Origin of the sequence: Fodinibius salsisoli, from assembly GCF_026229185.1 — a bacterium.
Lineage (GTDB): Bacteria > Bacteroidota > Rhodothermia > Balneolales > Balneolaceae > Fodinibius > Fodinibius salsisoli.
On record NZ_JAGGJA010000001.1, the window covers coordinates 237,312 to 256,908 of the forward strand.

General features: G+C 40.8%; 18 protein-coding genes and 1 pseudogene. 1 reads left to right on the top strand and 18 read right to left on the bottom strand.

Annotation, left to right across the window (positions count from 1 at the left end):
* Window positions 1-155: 155 nt before the first annotated feature.
* The 12 genes from J6I44_RS00840 to J6I44_RS00895 all read right to left on the bottom strand — a co-directional run bounded on the left by J6I44_RS00840 (window position 156) and on the right by J6I44_RS00895 (window position 11,756).
* Window positions 156-1,790: a flagellar hook protein FlgE gene (locus tag J6I44_RS00840; RefSeq protein WP_265764035.1), complete on the bottom strand. Its 1,635-nt coding sequence runs from the start codon at window positions 1,788-1,790 to the stop codon at window positions 156-158.
* Between the two features lie 84 nt (window positions 1,791-1,874).
* Entirely contained in the window at window positions 1,875-2,558 is a 684-nt protein-coding gene (locus J6I44_RS00845) for a flagellar hook assembly protein FlgD (protein ID WP_265764036.1), read from the bottom strand.
* A gap of 21 nt (window positions 2,559-2,579) precedes the next feature.
* Window positions 2,580-4,730: a hypothetical protein gene (locus J6I44_RS00850; RefSeq protein ID WP_265764037.1), complete on the bottom strand. Its 2,151-nt coding sequence runs from the start codon at window positions 4,728-4,730 to the stop codon at window positions 2,580-2,582.
* Window positions 4,730-5,332 (bottom strand): hypothetical protein, encoded by a 603-nt coding sequence (locus J6I44_RS00855; protein ID WP_265764038.1) that lies wholly within the window; start codon window positions 5,330-5,332, stop codon window positions 4,730-4,732. The genes J6I44_RS00850 and J6I44_RS00855 overlap by 1 nt, the downstream gene beginning before the upstream one ends.
* 5 nt (window positions 5,333-5,337) lie before the next feature.
* Window positions 5,338-5,766: a flagellar export protein FliJ gene (gene fliJ, locus J6I44_RS00860; RefSeq protein ID WP_265764039.1), complete on the bottom strand. Its 429-nt coding sequence runs from the start codon at window positions 5,764-5,766 to the stop codon at window positions 5,338-5,340.
* 16 nt (window positions 5,767-5,782) lie between these two features.
* The gene (locus J6I44_RS00865) at window positions 5,783-7,111 is read right to left on the bottom strand and encodes a FliI/YscN family ATPase (protein ID WP_265764040.1); all 1,329 of its coding nucleotides are present in this window, start codon (window positions 7,109-7,111) and stop codon (window positions 5,783-5,785) included.
* Complete coding sequence (locus J6I44_RS00870; protein ID WP_265764041.1) at window positions 7,108-7,809, bottom strand: FliH/SctL family protein; 702 nt, start codon at window positions 7,807-7,809, stop codon at window positions 7,108-7,110. The genes J6I44_RS00865 and J6I44_RS00870 overlap by 4 nt, the downstream gene beginning before the upstream one ends.
* Before the next feature lie 6 nt (window positions 7,810-7,815).
* The gene (gene fliG, locus J6I44_RS00875; RefSeq protein ID WP_265764042.1) at window positions 7,816-8,853 is read right to left on the bottom strand and encodes a flagellar motor switch protein FliG; all 1,038 of its coding nucleotides are present in this window, start codon (window positions 8,851-8,853) and stop codon (window positions 7,816-7,818) included.
* 6 nt (window positions 8,854-8,859) lie between these two features.
* Complete coding sequence (gene fliF, locus J6I44_RS00880; protein WP_265764043.1) at window positions 8,860-10,506, bottom strand: flagellar basal-body MS-ring/collar protein FliF; 1,647 nt, start codon at window positions 10,504-10,506, stop codon at window positions 8,860-8,862.
* Window positions 10,507-10,517: 11 nt separating this feature from the next.
* Window positions 10,518-10,835, bottom strand: a complete 318-nt coding sequence (gene fliE / locus J6I44_RS00885) for a flagellar hook-basal body complex protein FliE (RefSeq protein ID WP_265764044.1) — start codon at window positions 10,833-10,835, stop codon at window positions 10,518-10,520.
* A 65-nt stretch (window positions 10,836-10,900) separates the two neighbouring features.
* Window positions 10,901-11,401: a flagellar basal body rod protein FlgC gene (locus tag J6I44_RS00890; protein WP_265764045.1), complete on the bottom strand. Its 501-nt coding sequence runs from the start codon at window positions 11,399-11,401 to the stop codon at window positions 10,901-10,903.
* 16 nt (window positions 11,402-11,417) lie between these two features.
* Complete coding sequence (locus J6I44_RS00895) at window positions 11,418-11,756, bottom strand: flagellar basal body rod protein FlgB (RefSeq protein ID WP_265764046.1); 339 nt, start codon at window positions 11,754-11,756, stop codon at window positions 11,418-11,420.
* A 345-nt stretch (window positions 11,757-12,101) separates the two neighbouring features.
* Here J6I44_RS00895 and J6I44_RS00900 point away from each other — a divergent pair, with 345 nt between their 5' ends.
* The gene (locus tag J6I44_RS00900) at window positions 12,102-13,106 is read left to right on the top strand and encodes a sensor histidine kinase (protein ID WP_265764047.1); all 1,005 of its coding nucleotides are present in this window, start codon (window positions 12,102-12,104) and stop codon (window positions 13,104-13,106) included.
* A 163-nt stretch (window positions 13,107-13,269) separates the two neighbouring features.
* Here J6I44_RS00900 and J6I44_RS00905 read toward each other — a convergent pair whose 3' ends face one another.
* From J6I44_RS00905 to J6I44_RS00930, 6 genes and pseudogenes are all read right to left on the bottom strand, one after another.
* On the bottom strand, window positions 13,270-13,668 hold the full coding sequence (locus J6I44_RS00905) for a response regulator (RefSeq protein ID WP_265764048.1): 399 nt from the start codon (window positions 13,666-13,668) through the stop codon (window positions 13,270-13,272).
* 37 nt (window positions 13,669-13,705) lie between these two features.
* Entirely contained in the window at window positions 13,706-14,113 is a 408-nt protein-coding gene (locus J6I44_RS00910) for a hypothetical protein (RefSeq protein WP_265764049.1), read from the bottom strand.
* 113 nt (window positions 14,114-14,226) lie between these two features.
* On the bottom strand, window positions 14,227-14,646 hold the full coding sequence (locus J6I44_RS00915; RefSeq protein WP_265764050.1) for an energy transducer TonB: 420 nt from the start codon (window positions 14,644-14,646) through the stop codon (window positions 14,227-14,229).
* Window positions 14,647-15,072: 426 nt separating this feature from the next.
* Window positions 15,073-15,411: pseudogene (locus J6I44_RS20990) on the bottom strand (methyl-accepting chemotaxis protein); the annotation flags it as partial.
* Between the two features lie 1,555 nt (window positions 15,412-16,966).
* Window positions 16,967-18,988, bottom strand: a complete 2,022-nt coding sequence (locus J6I44_RS00925; protein WP_265764052.1) for a methyl-accepting chemotaxis protein — start codon at window positions 18,986-18,988, stop codon at window positions 16,967-16,969.
* Between the two features lie 53 nt (window positions 18,989-19,041).
* Entirely contained in the window at window positions 19,042-19,545 is a 504-nt protein-coding gene (locus J6I44_RS00930) for a chemotaxis protein CheW (RefSeq protein WP_265764053.1), read from the bottom strand.
* Window positions 19,546-19,597: the final 52 nt, after the last annotated feature.

The window sequence follows — 19,597 nt, forward strand, 5'->3', positions numbered from 1 at the left end:
CAACTGAGCTAATTTCTTAACATCAAATTTGCAATAAATGACAGGATCAATACGGCTTATCAACTAAATAAAAAACGCCCCAATCTTGTACCTACTAATACAAGACCAGAGCGTTAACCTACCCTGCTAATTATAAAATCAGCTTGTCAGACTCATTATCGTTTTAAATTTACAGCCTCGGTAAGCATTTCATCAGAAGTACTGATTACTCGTGCACTTGATTGATAAGCCCGCTGTGAGGTAATCATTTCCGTAAACTGTTGAGCCAAATCAACATTGGATCCCTCAAGAGCTCCAGATCGGATATTGCTGTTGGCAACATTATCGGCACCATCTACAAAAACTTCACCAGCCGCTGAGGTTGCCCGGAATAATCCGCCGCCAACCATTTCAAGACCGTCTTCGTTTTGTACATCGCCCAGGGCCAATTGTGCCAGGTCTTGGTTTTCACCATTGTCATAGACACCCTGTACTCGTCCATCTCCGTTAATACGTACATCAACTAAAGATCCCTGCGTATAACCATCCTGGTTCAATACCTTAGCAGTATTTGCACCAGAGTATTGGGTAAAGTCGGTGCCCTCAGATCCACCAAGACTTACATTAAAATTAACGTTACTGCCTCCATTACTGGGATCAAACTCGATGTTAAAATTACTGTTTCCATCAATCTGTCCAGCTTCATCAAAGTTTATAGTCCCCGTTGCTGAACCTCCCGTGATACTCTCACCATCAGCGAACTTAGCCTCATAATCCCACTGACCTTCGCCCGTTTGAGTAAAATCAACTAAGAGGGAATGCTCATTACCAAGCCCGTCATACACGGTCGTACTCATCGTTTGGGTCCCTGTATCTCCTTCTTGAGATACTTTAAAGCCAGGGAAGTTAACTGAATCAGTTCCATCTCCACTACCATCAGTTATAGCAACAGAATCAACATTAAGTTCGCTATCACCGACGGTATCAGACTTTAGCCTCAACATCCCGTCAACCAAGGCAAATTCTCCTTCTCCACTAATATCACTATTAAGGGCACTAACCATGTCATTAAGAGTTGTACCATCAGTACCGTACTCAAAATCTGCCGTTGCTGCCGTGCCATCATTTTGTGTATATGAGACCTCAATAACATCCGTTGCTTCAAGGTCTTCCGCAGTCTGACTCAAATCATTGATATCGGTACTACCGCCGGCCAGATTACCACTGTCATCGGTAAATGCACTTTGAGAAGAAACAATTTGCCGTGAACTTGTGCTGGCATCCAAGTTTCCACCCAGATTCACTTCGCTTGTTTGCTTAGGTTCAAGGACATTTTCAAAATCTACGCGTACATTGTCGGTTGCACCGCCGCCCAGAATATTTCCTGAGTCGTTAGCATTATATCCCTGCACGAAATTCCCGGCCTGATCAACAAGCTGACCATTTTTATTGAACGTAAAATTGCCTGCACGGGTCATCAGATCCTGCGAGCCGTTGTTGACTACAAAATATCCATCGCCTTCGATAGCCAAGTCCGTAGTTTTACCTGTATTCTCGATCGTACCAGAACTAAAATCACGATCGACCGAGGCTACGCGCACTCCCAAACCAACCTGATTACTTTGTGAGGGGGCCGATTCACCGCCTCCGGCACCACCAATGTTTTCATTCATCAATTCCGAAAAGGTTACCCGCGAAGATTTAAATCCGTTGGTATCCACATTCGCAATATTGTTTCCAATGGTATCCATCTTCGTTTGGAAACTCTTTAATCCACTTACTCCTGAATTTAACGACTTAATTAACGACATAACTTACTCCTTTTTTTATGAGTACAGCTTTCGATTGCTACTGCTTACTGTATTATTGTTAAACTGATTATTTATGAGTTAAAACTACTCTTCACTTTCTGCTACGGTTTCGATATCGCCGATGGGTACTTCTACCCCATCAATTGATATTTTAACGCCTTCTCCGGTAAACCGAACCTTATTGGCCGTTCCTTCAATGAAGGTACGTGCCTTTACGTTTTCATCGCCATTCGTGGCATTAATTTCTACACGATATTCTCCATCAGGCACATCAATTCCATCATTGCTTTTGCCATCCCAACTCCAGTTATTTTCTCCTTTTGAAGCGCCTTCAATGGTTTCGCGGCGAACTTCGTTACCAGAAGCATCACGAATAACAATCTCTACTTCACTGGCAGCATTATTGAGATCATAACTTACATTAGCATCCTTGCCGCTCTCTAATTGTACCTTATCACTCAAGGCCCGGATATTCTTACCTGTTAGTGAAGAAGCCATAGAATTCGTCAATTCGGTACGCATCAACTGCTGACTTTGCGACAGTTGCTCCAGCCCATTATTAACACCAATCAACTGTTCAACAGAGTTAAATTGAGCCAACTGTGAAGCCATCTGTTTACCATCCATGGGATTAAGCGGATCCTGATTCTGCATTTGTGTTACCAGGAGCTGCAAAAACTGCTCTTGCCCAAGTTTACTATTCCCGGTTAGCGATTGACTGTTCTGAGATGTTGCCTGCGATTGTGCACTTACTTGTCCTATATCCATAACACTGTCATTTTCATTAATTTATGCGGTCCATTCCATTTGGTTGTATCCAAAATTACGGACGGTTTTTGTACGTACTTCTTCTGCGTGTTCTGCTGCCAAGCTCTCACCGGCAAAGTTATTGCGATAGTTTCTTTTCTGATTCGAACGGTCGGTATTTTCTGAAAGCTCTGACTCCTCACCCTGCTGCTGATTTTCAAACTGCAGATCAATTTCAGAGTCAAATTCTTGCCTCAAATGCTCACGAATCTGCTGCAAATTCTGCTGCAAAAATTTACTCAAATCAAGATTCATCGATCCCATTTTAATCTGCACCACGCCCTTCGATTCACGTACCGAAAGCTGAATATTTTTTCCATCATCCAGCGTAAACGTGTGTTTTTGCCAATTTCCTGCATTTTCTTTCGCTGATGAGGCCGCCTTTTGAACACGCTGTGTTAAACCTGGCATAATCTTCTTGCGGAGCGATACATTTGTTACTGGCATCTGTCCAAGCCGCATAGAACTGGCGCTCGAACTTGCATTAGATTCTTTATTGCAGGACGAATCCATAGCCTTTGTCATTTGCTCTTCCCAGTTTATCTTCTGCTCACTCAAACTCCCATTTGAGTCTCCAACCGAAACTCCCGTAAAGTTCTGTAGCTTTAACGGTTTCGCCTGTTTTTGTGCATTTGATCCAGTGATCCCCAAGCGACTCAAAAATTTATTTCTATCCTCTAAGGATTGTTTACCAAATCCTCTGAGGCTGTTTTCCGTCTCAGTCTTTTCGTTGCTACTCTTCTTTACTTTTTGATTTTGTACGGCCTTCATCGAAATATTGGTCGTACCCTTTTTCTGGAAGAATGAATTCATCATATTCTTCTGCTGCTCAGTCGATTCGGTCTTTGCCGACTGCCCAGCTTGTAATGGTTCTGACACCTGATTATTTCCAGATGATACCTTCGGATTGTCAGGCCTTTTCCGCACTTTGTCGTGCTGCTTCATTGAATCCCTTAGTACTTGGCGACTGCCATTATTTTGACGCTTTTCAAATGATAAACCTTCACGGTTCGACAATGGAGACTGCTTGTCACTACCTTGGCTTACAGAAGCATTTTCTTTTATTTCTGGGGCCTTTTGTAGAGGCACGTTCTCATTTTTCGGTTTTATAACCGAATCACTTTGCCCCGCTCCCTTTTTACCTCCAGCACCGCCCTTCGTTTCATTTGACGATTCTGGATTCCGCAATACGGATTTCTTTTGCTTGTTGCTCGTAGAAGTCGATGCTATATTATTCCTTTCATTTGGCAACTCATTCTGAATATTGGTAGCTGAAACCTTTTGACCGTCTATCTTATTATTCCTTATCTGATTTTTACCACTCGTTTCATCTACATTTTTAGCTGCTTTATTTACTTCCTCATCAATATTTTTTTGATCTGCAACTGCCTTATTGTTTTGGACATCTACTAATTTTTCAGCATTCTGCTTTAGACGATGCTTCTTTTGGGTTCTATCTCCCTTATTATTACGCGCAGATACTTTTTCTGAATCACCTTTTTGGGATTCTCCATTTTTCTGTCTTTTATCTTGTGGAGTAATACTAACCTTATCCGCTATCTTTTGGACAGCCTGAGTTTCTGCAGAATTAGATTCCTTCTGTTTTTCACCCTCAACTTTTGATTCCCCATTTAGTTGCGTGTCATCTGATTCAGCATCAACATTTTTGTCCGAAACAGTTTCTTTATTACCCTCAGCACTTTTCGCTGATACCTCTTCTATCAATTGCTCTGTATTTACTTTCGGGTCACTATTTAAAGATTCAGTACTCTTACCCCCTGTAAGTTCACTTTTAGTATTCTGAAATTCTTTCTTTAGCTCTTTCAGGATACCCTTTTTAGCCTTTAGCAAATTCTTATCATCATTTCCCGACGTTGCTATAAACGATCCACCTAATATATTATGGGTCGCTTTGTCACCTGCTGCTTCTTTTTGTTTTGAGGATTCCCCTGCCAGCGTTAACAAATGCTGTTTAGCCTTATTGGAAACACCCTCACTTTTTAATGAATACAATAGTGACTTAAAATCATGCTCAGAAGAGCTTATTCCATCCTTATTGCCACTACCATTTCCAGTGTCTTCAACAGAAGCTGAGCTTCCCGACCTAATATTTGATAATAGCTTGCTTAACATTATAGTACCTCAGTCATCAATTTTGCTGCCCGATCTGCCGTCAGTGATCGCAAAAGTTTTTTCTGCTGCAACCCTGATCCCGCCTTGAACATCCGTACCAGCTGTTCATTGCTCATCTTACTGAGAATAGGAGTCAAATTTTCGACATCAAGATCAAGGAGACTTTTAATGTTTTTCGAAAATTGTTCCTGGGATATTACCGTATCTTTTCCCTGTGTCTCGCCTTCATATTCAGTACTACCCTTGAGCTTTTCCTTAAGTGAATCCTTAGCTGTTGTCAATGAATCAATTTCTTTCTGCAGGCTGTCAATATCTTGTTGATAAGATTGTGATTTTTCTTTCAAGCGAGCTAGACTCTCACCAATATCCTTTACATTTCCAGCCCTTCCGGTTGCTTCCCTATCCCCCTCTATCGTTGGTGAAAAGAAGGAAGTCGTCATATTCGTCGTATCCCCAACTACAAAATCATCACTATACTTTTTGGCCACTTGTTGATGTTTCTCTTCATTGAGGTACGGAAATAAAAAGTAGATCGCTATCGTCAATATCAGGATTGGCGCAAAAATATATCCCAGAATTTTTATAATTCTCTTTACTGACATAACCCTTATTTACTAAACGTTTGCGTTGCAACTTCATCCATAACTTTGCGTTGCTGCTTGTTCATTTCTTCCAAAAACAACTCCCGCTCGCCTTCTTTTACTTTTTCCATGATATGTCGCTTTTTATGAACTTCGGCTAATTTATCACGCTGCTGCTCTACAGCAGCCTTTATACTGTCAAGACTATTATTCACTTTCTTGACTTTTTCATGCAGTTCGTTGATATATTGTTGTTGCCGTTGCAGGTCGTGCAGATTAACAAATTTAATGCTATCGGCGCCACTAATGTGATTTTCCAATTTTTTTGCTAATCGTTCTTTAAGCTCATTTAGATCCTTTTTCTTATTTAGCTTTTCAGCAAGCTTCTGCTTCTGGACCTTTTCTTCATGCTTTCGAACTTTTAATACCGATTCTAACGAAAATTCAAAGGTCATAATGTTTCAATATCTTCTATTGAATTATCTTCCGTAACGAATCCCACAAACTATCATCAAAATCCGCTTCATTCATATCTTGTATCAAAAATGATTCCAAATCCTCACGTTTTTCTATCGCTTTATCAATTTTAGGGTTTGATCCTTCCACATAAGCCCCAATATTAATCAAGTTTTCGGCCTCTCGATATGTGGTTATCATATCCCGAACCCGGCCTGCCAATTCCCGCTGTTCAGCCGTCACCAGGTTTGGCATAACTCGAGAAATACTTCCGGGGACATCAATAGCCGGATAGTGGTTTTTATGTGCTAGTCGTCTTGAAAGTACGATATGACCATCTAAAATAGATCGCACGGCATCCGCAATTGGCTCATTCATATCGTCACTGTCAACCAGTACAGTATAAATCCCAGTAATGCTTCCTTTCGATGTTTTACCTACACGCTCAAGAAATTTCGGCAACATCGAAAAGACACTTGGGGTATATCCTTTCGTAGTTGGAGGTTCGCCCGTTGCCAATCCTACCTCGCGCTGAGCCATAGCCACACGTGTGACCGAATCCATCATCAAAAGGACATTTTTTCCTCTATCACGGAAATATTCTGCTATAGATGTAGCAGTGTACGCTGCCTTAATTCTACTCATGGCCGATTTATCTGAAGTTTCAGCTACAACAATTGACCGTTCAAGCAGATCATCATCAAGCGTATCATCAATAAATTCCTGCACCTCTCGCCCTCGTTCTCCAATAAGAGCGATCACATTGATATCAGCATCCGAATGGCGGGCAACCATCCCCAACAGCACACTTTTACCAACCCCTGAACCTGCAAAAAGCCCAATACGTTGCCCCTTGCCAATGGTATTTAAAGCATCAATAGCTCGGATTCCTGTATTCATAGGATCATCAATTGGCTCACGCTCAACTGGTGAGGGAGGATCGTTATGAACAGGGGCCTGATGTCCACACAAAATGGGGCCCTTTTTGTCGATGGGGTCGCCATTGGCATCAACAACGCGCCCCAGCATTTCCACACCTACTGAAACCGTCAGTGACTGTCCCATATACTCAACCTTGCATCCCGATCGCATTCCCTTGATACTTTCATAGGGCATCAGCAGTGCGTAAATATCCTCAAGTCCTACCACCTCGGCAGGAATCACAGTATCCATAATCGTTTCAATGCCATACACTTCACCAACACTGGCTTGCAAGCCCGTACATTTAATAATAGTACCCACGATTGATGATACCTTCCCGTATCGCTTACTACCACCAGAATAATCATCAAGATGGTTCCGAATCTGGTCGATATGTGTACGCAAATCAGTAGTTTCAGTCATTTCCAGGAAGGTAATGTCATACTATCCTTCAGATCAGCAAGCTTTTCTCTAAACCGGTGGACGACCGTCTCATTTTGGGTCTCAAACTCAAACTCACCGGTATTACAATCGACACTTACACGTATAGAAAGCGAAAGCTCGGGAGCATACCTTTCAACCAACTCTTCCACAAAATGATAATCTTGTTCACTGACCCAAAGCTGAGGCTTAATTTCATCGTCAGTTTCATGCAACAGTACCGATAATTTCTCTTCTAACTGCTTTCGTATTTCGGGATTTTCAACGGGTAGGCCAACAATATTTTCTACAATATCAAACACTAAATCTAGCAGTCCCGGATTTAATAACTGGTGGCGGTAATTCCAATCCTCATGGGCCTTTTCCACCAACTCCTCCAACCGAGATATCTTCTCATCAACCTGTTGTTCAGCTTTTTCAAAACCTTCTTTATATCCACATTGCCATCCTTTCTCAAATGCTTCCTCACGGGCTCTCTCCAATCGCTGTTTCCATTTCCCATCTCGCTTCTCGATAAGCTTTTTTATATCTACCTTAGGTTCTGAGTAAACCTGTGGTGAATTATTTTTCTGCGTTTTTTTATACCCATCATCACCAAACGCTACTTCATAATCAAGACGATTTTCTTCCTCATTGTACCAGTTAATTTCTTCGGTATGTAAAATCTTTTGATCTTCCATAGAGGTCTACTCAACAATTTCTTCTTCGTCCATCTTACGGGTTGTAATTTGTCCCTCTTCTTCAAGCTGCTTTATTTTCCGGATGATTCGAGACTGTGCTTCTTTCACATCCTTAAGCGGTACCGGTCCGAGGGCATCCATATCTTCTTGAAGCATAGCTCCAGCTCGATCCGACATGTTGTTCAAGAAGGTTTTCTTAACCTGTTCATCTACGCCCTTTAAACCCATTACAAGATCCGTTTTTTCCATCTCATTGATGATGGTTTGAACCGTGCGATCGTTAAAGTGGATGATATCTTCGAAAAGGAACATTTGTTGTTTGATATCATCAGCCATTTGTGCATCGCGCTCTTCAATCTGAGCCAAGATGTGTCGCTCAACAGCGATTTCAGCTTCATTGAGAATTTGAGCCACGGCATCCGTACCGCTTTTGATCCGATCACCAACCGTATACATACCCCCCATTTGCTCTTCGATGACTTCCTCAATTTCTTCAATGACCTCAGTCGATATTTTTTCCATCGTGGTAAGACGATAGATTACCTCAGCTTGTAAATCACCATCCAAATGAGCCAATATCTCAGCAGTGCGTTTCTCATTAAGCTGAGAAAAAATGAGCGCAATAACCTGTGGATGTTCATTTTTAAGAAAATTCGTAATCTGTGTAATTTTACTCTCTTGAAAGTCATCAAATGCTGTACTTTCCGAATTGGCCTTGAGCTTCTGGCGCACCTTATCAGAATTGATCGAATCCCCCAGCTCATCTAATAACTGATTGGCATAATCCTCCCCGCCTTCCAGAAGCAACTCATCGTTCGACATCATTCGGTAGTACTCACCCATCACTGCATCCACTACACCGGGCTTAATATTATCCATCCCGGCAATAGCAAGGGTTATAGCTTCAATCTCATCTTCTTTCATATAATTAAAAAGCGGAGTGGCATATTTAGTACCAATATTGGTAATAAAAACAGCTGCTTTTTCAGCTCCTTTTAATTGCGACACATCACTGATTACGCGCTTTTTATTCTGCTTTGCCATACTGTTTTATTCGTCATCATCTGTTGAAATTAACATTGAACGTATGATTTTAGCTGCTTTATCAGGTTTCATATCGACCATATTTATAATCTCTTCCATATCGTAACTCTTCCCTTTTAATGCTTTGACTCCTTCTTCGTCTTGATCACCCATAAGATTTTCCATCTCCTCTTTATTCTTACTTTCTAATCCGAAATCCATCTGCCCTTCAGAAAAGACTTGCTGCTGATCTCCAAATGCAGACTGCAGTGCAAGCCCAGGCTGGCCTCCACGCATCTGTCGGCGAATACCAAACAGCAACCAGATAATTAACCCAAGTGTCATTATCATAACGACCCCCCGTATAACACGGGACCAAGGCCAATACCCATCAACAATTTGTCCGGCCGGGGGTTGCTGCTCTGGACTCCAAAACTCAACTTGCCGGATTGTAATATCATCACCGCGTTCATCCCTAACCCCCAAGGCAGAAGCAATCACGTCACGAAACTCTTGTAGTTCTTCTTCAGTATAAGGTTCGGTTTCATATACCGTTTCCCCTTGATCATTTACGGTTTCAATCTTCTTGTGATTTACCAATATCGAAGCAGTAATATTCGTTATTTCGCCCTGTGCTTTTTTATATACCTCTTTTATTTCGCTTACATCATAGTTTCGCGTTCGTGATGTACTCTCATTCTCATTTGTGGTTATGACAGATGTTTCACCGCGGTTTTCCACCGGTGTAAACTCATCAACGGGTACCATTTCTGATCCTTCTTCCGTTTCTACCTGCTCATCACGCTGCTCCGAAATTAATGTTCTGCTCTCCGGATCTATATTATTCGACTCTCGAACCAGGCTGTCAAAATTTTGATCAACAGAAACCCGAACGATACTATTGCCGGGGCCCAATACGCGGTCCAACATCGTTTGTCCACGCCGGGCCAAGTAGTTTTCCGTCTTCTTTTCCGACTTCAACCATCCATTTTCGGATGCGAAGCCCCCCTCATTTTGATGGTCATCGGTTAATCGATTCCCTGCATGATCAACAATAGTTACATTTTTGGCTTCCAACCCTTCAACACTACCACTTATTAAAGACGTAATACCATCCACACGTGATTTTTCCAGTTTTTCACCCCGCTTAAGCGTTAACAACACAGAGGCAGAGGCTTTAACCATTGACTCTTGAAACGGAGAACGCTCAGGCAACACCAAATGCACGCGTGAAGATTCGACCTGCTGCAAGCTATTCACTGAACGCGAAAGTTCTCCTTCCAACGCCCGCTTGTTATTTAACTGCTGCATATAATCTGTCATCCCCAGCGAGTTATTATCAAAAAGCTCATAGCCTTTCATATCAGATTTGGGTGCTCCCATTGGTGCCAACTCCAACCGAAGCTGATCTACCTGTTCATTGGATACATAAATAGAGCTACCTCCATTATCCAGCTCATAATTAATGCCCCGTTCATCCAGTTCGGTAACAATCTGCTGGGCCGCCTCTTGCTCAAGTGATCCAAATAACAGCGTATAGCTGGGACTCAACCCCCAATAGAATACTGTTCCAGTAAAAATCAGGATAGCCCCAATTAATCCAAAAAATAGCGTTTGTTGAGCAGTCGATAACGGATCGAGAAATTCTTTAACTTTTTCTACAAATGAACTCATTTAATCAGCTTCTATATTTGCATGCGGCTTATTTCTTGATACGTCTCCACTACCTTATTTCGTACTTCTACCATTAAATCAAAACTTAATTTGGCACGCTGCATTGATATCATCGTGTCGTGCACATTGTCCGTATTGCCAGCTATAAAATCTCGAACTTTGGCATCCGAAGTTTTCATCGTCTGATCTACTCCATTGATAGCGTCAGAAAGCACCTCCGAAAATGATTGCTCATTTTCTTTTTCAGTGACTATTTCACGCTCGGGTGAAGCCTGCTCAATGTCATTCACCTGTTCTAATAGGCCGCTTGCTTCAATTCCTTCAATCATAATGTGGTGAGTCTTTTAGCTTTCTAATTCCTTACTGCTTTGTTGAATCGAAATTTGATGTTGGATTAAATTTTCAGTGCTTGCTTTATAATCTGTTTTTCAGCTTCAATGCTGCTTAGATTAGCTTCATACATTTGATTGGCACTTACCATGCGAGTCATCTCCTCAACCATATCGATATCGGGATACCGGACCATACCTTCTTCATTGGCATCAGGATGGTTGGGCTCATATTCATAGCGGAAGCTATCTTCTTCAGCAATCGTATGGTTGGGCCCCAGTGATTGGCTGCCCAAAGCCCTGCCATTACCAAGCACCTTGGGAGACATATGTTGCTCACGTGTCTTTTTCAAACCTCCCAAGCTTTGGCTTAACATCTCTTTAAAGTCAGTGGGCTGGGGAGCAGATGAACGTACGGACTGTGGCCGGTATCCGTTACCACTGCCCTCAGTAGAACTTGTATTAACATTTGCAATATTTCGGGAGGCTACATTAATACGTTCTCGCTGTACGGCCAAGCCCTTAGCTGCCGTCTGAAAAGCTGTAGAAAGTCTGTCAGGTATCATTATATATGTTCTTTAATTATCGTGTAGTACTTGTAATACCAGTTTGTAGAGTATCAAAATGATGGCGTAGCGACCGGGTTACCAGCTGTACTCTCATTTGGGTATCTGCCATCTCAAGAAGTTCATTTTCTAACACCACCTTATCCCCTGTTTCTTGAATATGGGGATTAACCTGATGCATAGTTTTACCTGATTTTTGCGCTTCCTGCAATGCTTTTTCAAACTCAACGTTATGCCGGCTATAACCCGGCGTATCAATATTGGCAATATTTGAAGCGGTAATTTCCTGCCGCAATGAATAACTATCCATCGCTTTTGCCAATAACTGACTGTGTCCACTATCGATTATCTGCATAGCAATTAAAAATTATTTTAGATTCTCACATTTTATTCGGAACAAAACATTTTTACCTAAGTATAAGCCTGCGTAAATACTACAGGCAATTGCTGTGCCAGATATCAATATTCTTAACACGGCGGTACAAATACATTATAATTTTCTTTCTTAGACAGGGAACTGCATAAATAACCGCTCCGAAGGTAATTTTTTCCTGACTAATATTAATATGTTGGCGGTGAAACCATCCAATGCTTAAGTATCCATAATCACAGCTGATAACTTGATCAGTTCAAGGATAAAAGTAGACGTATATAGATGGTTGCATAGTAGATTCTTTTTATTCTTACAAGACAATATACTATGATTATTCAAAATCAACAGGGAAGCGGGGGTACAGCTGAGATGACACTTTTCGATAGTATAGAACCCACCTTCATTGTTAAGATGGGTAGCAAAATAATATGTAAAGCTAACGATGCAGCTATTACTAGGCTCGGAAAACTTAATCCCGTTGGGAAAGAACTTAAAAAGATTGTTCATACTATACCCAGTGCCGGACCAAATATTACTCCAGCTTATTTTGATGGAGGATGGTATGAATTAAAACAAGAAACATTCCTTTGGGAAGGAAGCCAACATTTAAAAATACAACTCAAACAGCGTGATGGCGTGCCCGGCTTTGATGTTATGCAATCCCTGAAAAAAATGATTGGCTTTTTACTTCACCGGGTTCGATCTCCTTTAACAGGTATTCAGGGTTATGCTGAGCTGGTGAAGTCAAACACCGATATTGTACAGTCCTCTAAATATCTCAATAAAATTAATGAAGGGATTGAGGAGCTCTTTGATTTACTTGACGAGTTGGATACTCTACAGAAAATTTCGTTAACCCATGTGGACCTTAATAACTTCTCTGCAGATCCCAAAGAAATTGTAGCAGATATTCTTACTAACTATTCAGCTGATATCAACCAAAATATCAGTTACCATAACAAAGGGCACAACTCACCACTCCGATGCAACCCAGGAGATTTACGTAGAATATTAGCTTTATTAATTGATAATGCCGTAGAATTTTCGCCCATTGAAGAATATCAGGTCCAAATTTCGCGACCTACCGCCAATACTATCAAAGTAGCTCATAATGGCAATCCGATTCCAAAACCTATTTCGGACCAACTCTTTTATCCTTTCGTGACTACAACCGCCCGCAAGTTGGGAATTGGTTTAACGATGGCCCTCCTTTATGCCAAACGGTATCATGGGTCTATTTTTGTAACGGATAACAATCCATTTCAGGAGACCTCATTTCTACTTTGCCTACCCCCTACTGGAAATCCTAAAGCAGTTTCATTAATTAAATAAATTGGGCCCAGCCACTGAATCATCAGTATGATCTTTATCAGTATATTAAGATCTCAACATACTGATAAATTAGAATCTAGGATGGCTGAGCAATTATTAACCTAAGAATGGGTATCCCTACTTATGGTTTGGGTTTGAAGACGGGTACTAAAAAGCTTTGTTACTAATTGGTTTCAGCAACTTTGCCTAACATATTAACTATTTGGTCCTTCAACAATACATTGGTCAACGGCTTGGGTACAAAACCCAGTCCTTTACGAAGAATTGCATCAATTCGTTGCTCATCATTTTCGGTAGATACAACAATAGCTGGAATGTGTTGAAAGTCAGGATGATCATGGACATAGTCGAGCATATCAAGTCCATCCATCACCGGCATATAAATATCCACCAACATCAGGTCTATCTGATGTTGCTCTTTAAGTACCTTTATTCCTTCCTGTCCATTTTCAGCCTCATATATTTTGTCAATTTCTATATCCATATCCACTGATTGAATCGTATTTTTGAGTACAACTCTCATTGTTGGATCATCTTCAACAATCAATACACTAATTTTCATCTTACCTACACTTAAACGATTAGTTTTGGAAATTACATTATACAAAAAAAGCAACTAATAGCGACACAATAGAAATGACAACTGCGATAGCAACTAACAACAAAATGGTTTCGTATTTCTTTTTTTCATCATATTTATCAGCCAATACCGATGCCACTAATGGAAAGTTTACACTTAACCCTTCAAACTTTTCTGTTGAAAAGAATGACGTTACTTCACCATCGGTATTGGTATAACTATAGTTCTTGTTAAAGTGATAAAAAATACGTCCGAAAATCATATCCTCTTCAACCCCACACGCTTCTGCCACATCTTCTACCTCAATGGGAACCCGAATCCGTGCAATTCTATCGGGATCTTTTTTAGCATACTTACGAAAATCTTTGTGATACCGATAATAAATATCTTCGAGTATTTCTAAATCACTGGGTATATTGCCTTCCATACTGTCTTCATTTCAATATATTAAATGGTATCAACCTTTTGCCATCCCTCCTTCTCCATCAACAGACTTTGTCATTTTGTAAGGTCGACTATCATCACACAGCGCTAATAACCTTACTTCTCTAATCGAAATATTACAGGCAATGAATATTTAACCCGAACAGCTTTTCCTTTATTCTTGCCAGGTTTAAACTGAATTTCTTTAATCGCTTTTTTAGCTGCCTCACCGCATCCTCCACCAATACCTTTAAGCACTTTAGGATTCTCAGTTGTACCATCTTTGTTTACAATTACTTGCAGATACACTCGTCCTGAGATATTTTTTCTACGAGCTTCTTCTGGATATGTGATTTCCTTATATAAAGCAGACAAGCCCCCTTTAATTTCAGGCATCTGATCTACAACCGTGTAGACTTTAGGCTTAGATTCTTGAGCCAAAGCAGTAGATGACAACAGAACCGAACAAAATATCCCAGCAGCTAATAATCCAATAATTTTAACATACTTATCCTTTTTAGTGTATTGGTCTTTCATAATGAGTATTTATTTACAATTATTATTTCAAAATTAGAGGTAATGTTATTTTAACATGTTGATTGCAACAGTTATACAACCTTATCCCCTATATCCATTTGTATTATTTTCTGCCGGCACAAGTTTATCATTCCTGTAATCCCTATCATTGCCATAAGATGAATAAGTTTCGTCATCATCGATACCATTTGACGGTGAACTAGAATCCTCCTTGCGGTTATTCAGATTATTCACCTCTGAGGTATTACCCAGACCAGCTAAGTCAATCAAATTATCTACAATATTGGTGAGCTCATTGGCCTGCGATGAAAGTTGCTCGGCAGAACTGGCAAACTCTTCAGAATTGGAAGCATCATTCTGCACATTTTGATCAAGATTATTCATCACAGAATTCATTTCTTCAATTCCCTTTTGCTGCTCAGATGATGCCGCTGATATTTCGACAACAAGAGTATTAACACTTTGAACACTGTCTTGTATCTTCTCCAGGTTTTCAGCAACCTCACCGGCTACCTTGGCTCCTCGCTCAGAGCTTTCCTGTGAACTTTCGATAAGTTCAGAAGTATTTTGGGCTGCCTCAGCACTTCGCTGAGCCAAATTCCGTACCTCCTCAGCTACAACCGCAAAACCCTTTCCGGCTTCTCCGGCCCGTGCCGCCTCAACTGCTGCATTCAACGCCAACAAGTTCGTCTGGAAGGCAATATCATCAATCGTTTTAATAATCTTAGACGTTTCAAGCGAAGATTCTTTAATTTCTTCCATAGCCTTATCCATCCGCTTCATAGCCTCCACTCCGCTTTCTACACGCGGCCTAGCCTCCTTCATTGCCACTTCGGCTTGTTTGGCATTTTGCGCAGTTTGTTTAGACTGGGCCGACATCTCTTCCAGCGAAGCCGTGGTTTCCTGCAAACCGGCGGCCTGTTGATTTGTACTTTCCGCCAACCCCTGACTTCCACCGCTCATCTGAACAGCTGAATCATTGACCTGACGGGCACCGGCTGATAAACGCTCAATAATATCACCAAGTACATGCGTAACCGATTCACTCATGATGAACCCAAATACTATTGCTCCTATAACAGCAATAATGACTCCAATAGCTAATATCCACATTGCATTACTAACTGTAGCATTCGTCAAAGCTCCCTGTTCATTGGCCCAAGTCCTTGACTGCTCAGCCAGTGTTCCCGCATTGCTAATTATCTTATCATAAGCTGCCAACCGTACCTGTTCTTGTTTATCCACTGTTTTTCGGGCAGATATCATTGCTTTAATTGCAGCCACATTATCGTTAAGTACAGCAAGCGCGATATTTAATAACATATCTCCTTCAGGGTCAGAAACCCCTTTATATAGTTCTCCCAAATCTGTACGCAACTCATTAAAATTCGTTTCTAACCCAGTTAACTTCTCAGCATTATTTAAAGCCTCAGACTGCCATAACTTACTTGTATTATTTAAAAACCCTTTCGTTATCTCATCAGCTTTAGCCAATTTTTGTTGTGTCTGCTGAATTTTTTGGGCATCAGTAGAATTTTGGATATTCGATGAGGCAATGGCAGCATATTCATCCATACTGCTTACAAACTCCCCTGATGCTGACCCCGTATTTTGCCGATACTGAGATAGTTCTTGTATAGCCTGGTGAAATAGTTGTACCGATTTCCTATAATTTCCATAAGCAAGCTTCATGTTCTTGAGTTCTTGCTCAAATTCATCTATTTCATACTTCTTGGCTAAGGTACTTCCGGTTTCAATTTCCTTTTTGACAGTATCTAATTGACTAACCGCTCTTTTATAAAGTGTATCTTTGTAAGTGGCACTATACCTGGTTAAATTGTAACCAACTGCCCACATGTTTTTTTCAATAGAGTTTGCTATATCCCATTCTGATATATTAACATCCGTTAATTGATTAGTATAATTGTTAATAGTATTCAGATAGAAAATAGCCGCAATACCTACAAGCAATGTCATCAGTGAACCTCCACCAACAATCATTAATATACGCTTGCCTATGGTCTGATTATTATTGCCATATTTTGTAACCAGTTTGCGTACTATATTTCTAATATAATCCATACTATTTAAACTGCTTAGAGTAGTTGGTTAATAATACCCGGTATTAGAACCTGCCCAAAAAACCGACTGATACCATATAATTTCTCCTATAGACTATATTATCGGTCTCTTGATAACTTTCTTAAGAAAATTCTTGCATAAAATATGCTAACCAGATATTTAGCTAAAAAGAAAATGTCCCTTCAGTTATGAAGGGATACTTTAACGTTATAAGATCTTTTTTCAACAGTAGACTAAATCAGAAACTGCTAAAATCATCTTCATGTTCATCAAAAGGAATCAGTTCAGTATCATTTGCAAATTCCTGGTTCTGAAACTGGTTCTTGATAGATTCATCCGACCTATTACTATTGGCAGAATGTGAACCCCTATTATAATTATTGCCATTTGAATTCACACTATTGGAGTCATTTGTCCAAGAATCTTGAGGACTGCCGTTCTTAGTCTTCTCATTTACGTTGCCAACCAGTGCAGTCAACTCATCAACCACATTATTTAGTTCAGCAGCCTGTGATGATAACTCTTCAGCAGAACTGGCTGACTCTTCTGAAACCGAAGCATTACCTTGTACTACGTTATCCATTTCGGACATCGCTGAGTTGATTTCTTGCACTCCATTGGTTTGTTCTTTGGAAGCCGCAGAAATCTCGACAACCAGTGTACTTACATTTGCTACCTTATCTTCAATTTTCTGTAAGTATTCCGATACTTCTTCTGCTACTTTGGCCCCACGCTCTGAATTTTCCTGGGAGCTCTCTATCAAGTCCGAAGTATTTTGTGCAGCTTCAGCACTTCGCTGTGCCAAGTTGCGTACTTCCTCAGCTACAACTGCAAATCCTTTGCCAGCCTCCCCGGCCCGCGCCGCCTCAACTGCTGCATTAAGTGCTAACAAGTTGGTCTGAAAGGCAATATCATCAATCGTATTAATAATCTTGGAGGTTTCATCCGAAGATTCTCGAATATCTTCCATGGCTCCCTGCATTCGTTCCATCGCATCAACCCCTTTTTCGACCAATGGCTTGGCTTCTTTCATCACGGTTTCAGCTTCGGCTGAATTCTCATCGGTTTGCTTAAGCTGCGAGGATATCTCTTCGAGCGAAGAAGTTGTCTCTTCCAAACTGGCGGCCTGCTCACTTGAGCTTTCTGCCAACTCTTGACTCGACTGCGACAACTGTTCTGCCGAGGCATCAACTTGCTTTGCCCCCCCACTCAGTTTAAAAATCACCTTTTTGAGCACTGAGATAATCGACCTCTCCATGAAGAGACCAAAGATAACAGCTCCAATAACAGACACGCCTGCCACAATAAGGATAATCCATAAGTATTGGTCGGCCGTTGCACTGGTTAACGAAACCTGATCGCGCGTACCCTGCTCAGCGGCTTCTGTTGCTGTAATCACATCCAGCATAAGACTTTCAAACACCTTCAACGCTTGCTGTTCCTGCGCCATCATAACCTGATTAGCTTGACGAATCTCTTTAATCAATGATATATTTTCATTAATCAAATCAGAGGCTTTACTCAATTGGTCTCTTCGATCTGTATCCTGATCAACTTCATTAGCAAGCGCACCTACATCTTCAGCTATGTTTTGATAACCATTTTCAATAGTATCCCAATCTTTTAAACCCGACTTATCAGTCCGGCCAGCATAAAGCATTCGCTGATAGACGCTACGTAAATTCGTCATCAGATCGATCTTTACACTTTGTACTTTTTGCACATATTCTGCATCAGGGTTATTGATGTATTCCTCAAGAGCTGTAATGGCTTTACTTGTAGCCACCTCTGTTTTATTATCACTGGAATTAAGCCCTTCTGCTGCTTCATAGTACTTATCTATATTCTCTCGATAATCAGGGATGCCACTTTCCAATTCAGGCAATACACTCTTAAGTGCAGGCAAGTCATACGCCTTCACATATTCCTGGAATTCACTCAGCTCCTGATTAATCTTACTAAATCGTTCAATGGCGGCCTCATATTCTTCCTTCTCCCTGTATGTGATATAAGTTCGAAAATGGCTATCTGCCGTACGAACTGCCCGTTCCATAGCCGTACCTGTACCCCACTGATTAACGTATACTTCATCAACAGTTGCAGAGTATCCATCAATAATATAAAATGCATAACTGGCTAAAGCACCCACTAAGAGCACTACTGTAGCCCCACCGAAAGCAAGTATTTTTATTCTTTTTCCGATTGTCCATGGTTTATTCTTCTCGGCCCCATCACCTTTATTATTTCCAAACGCTGCCATAACTATCCTTCTTTTATATTTACTGTATTAATCTTTTACTATCCTTTGCTATTCTAAGACTTATTGAGAACGGCTTCGGGCACATCAAATAATACTTTATGTACTTCTACAATCATTTTAACCGAATCATCGACCTTCCCTATACCGGAAAGATATTCACTTTGCTCACCGGCACCTACTGAAGGCACTTCTTCAATATCTGATGTGCTTATATCTACAACCTCAGATACCTTGTCTACCAATACTCCCATTAAATACCCTTCATGTTGGATCACAATGATGCATGTCTCGTCAGTATTTTCAACCTCCTCAAGACCAAACCGTGTCCGCAAATTCATAATGGGAACAATTTTACCCCGAAGATTTAATACCCCCCGTATGTAGCCAGGCATCTTGGGCACGGGTGTAATTTTCATTAACCCTATGATTTCTTGCACCTTCATAATTTCGATCGCATATTCTTCTTCACCTAAAAAGAATGTAAGAAACTTGCCACCATCTACTTCTACATTCGAACTACTATCGGCTTCTTGCCCTAAAACTTTTGTATCACTCATAGCTAAAATGGTCTATTAAGATAATCTGAGCCTATTGACTTTGTTTTTATAA

What these genes read in the sequence shown, in the direction of transcription:
- J6I44_RS00840 (WP_265764035.1), bottom strand. Translation starts at nt 1,790, where the DNA reads ATGTCGTTAATTAAGTCGTTAAATTCAGGAGTAAGTGGATTAAAGAGT.
- J6I44_RS00845 (WP_265764036.1), bottom strand. Translation starts at nt 2,558, where the DNA reads ATGGATATAGGACAAGTAAGTGCACAATCGCAGGCAACATCTCAGAAC.
- J6I44_RS00850 (WP_265764037.1), bottom strand. Translation starts at nt 4,730, where the DNA reads ATGTTAAGCAAGCTATTATCAAATATTAGGTCGGGAAGCTCAGCTTCT.
- J6I44_RS00855 (WP_265764038.1), bottom strand. Translation starts at nt 5,332, where the DNA reads ATGTCAGTAAAGAGAATTATAAAAATTCTGGGATATATTTTTGCGCCA.
- fliJ (WP_265764039.1), bottom strand. Translation starts at nt 5,766, where the DNA reads ATGACCTTTGAATTTTCGTTAGAATCGGTATTAAAAGTTCGAAAGCAT.
- J6I44_RS00865 (WP_265764040.1), bottom strand. Translation starts at nt 7,111, where the DNA reads ATGACTGAAACTACTGATTTGCGTACACATATCGACCAGATTCGGAAC.
- J6I44_RS00870 (WP_265764041.1), bottom strand. Translation starts at nt 7,809, where the DNA reads ATGGAAGATCAAAAGATTTTACATACCGAAGAAATTAACTGGTACAAT.
- fliG (WP_265764042.1), bottom strand. Translation starts at nt 8,853, where the DNA reads ATGGCAAAGCAGAATAAAAAGCGCGTAATCAGTGATGTGTCGCAATTA.
- fliF (WP_265764043.1), bottom strand. Translation starts at nt 10,506, where the DNA reads ATGAGTTCATTTGTAGAAAAAGTTAAAGAATTTCTCGATCCGTTATCG.
- fliE (WP_265764044.1), bottom strand. Translation starts at nt 10,835, where the DNA reads ATGATTGAAGGAATTGAAGCAAGCGGCCTATTAGAACAGGTGAATGAC.
- J6I44_RS00890 (WP_265764045.1), bottom strand. Translation starts at nt 11,401, where the DNA reads ATGATACCTGACAGACTTTCTACAGCTTTTCAGACGGCAGCTAAGGGC.
- J6I44_RS00895 (WP_265764046.1), bottom strand. Translation starts at nt 11,756, where the DNA reads ATGCAGATAATCGATAGTGGACACAGTCAGTTATTGGCAAAAGCGATG.
- J6I44_RS00900 (WP_265764047.1), top strand. Translation starts at nt 12,102, where the DNA reads ATGATTATTCAAAATCAACAGGGAAGCGGGGGTACAGCTGAGATGACA.
- J6I44_RS00905 (WP_265764048.1), bottom strand. Translation starts at nt 13,668, where the DNA reads ATGAAAATTAGTGTATTGATTGTTGAAGATGATCCAACAATGAGAGTT.
- J6I44_RS00910 (WP_265764049.1), bottom strand. Translation starts at nt 14,113, where the DNA reads ATGGAAGGCAATATACCCAGTGATTTAGAAATACTCGAAGATATTTAT.
- J6I44_RS00915 (WP_265764050.1), bottom strand. Translation starts at nt 14,646, where the DNA reads ATGAAAGACCAATACACTAAAAAGGATAAGTATGTTAAAATTATTGGA.
- J6I44_RS00925 (WP_265764052.1), bottom strand. Translation starts at nt 18,988, where the DNA reads ATGGCAGCGTTTGGAAATAATAAAGGTGATGGGGCCGAGAAGAATAAA.
- J6I44_RS00930 (WP_265764053.1), bottom strand. Translation starts at nt 19,545, where the DNA reads ATGAGTGATACAAAAGTTTTAGGGCAAGAAGCCGATAGTAGTTCGAAT.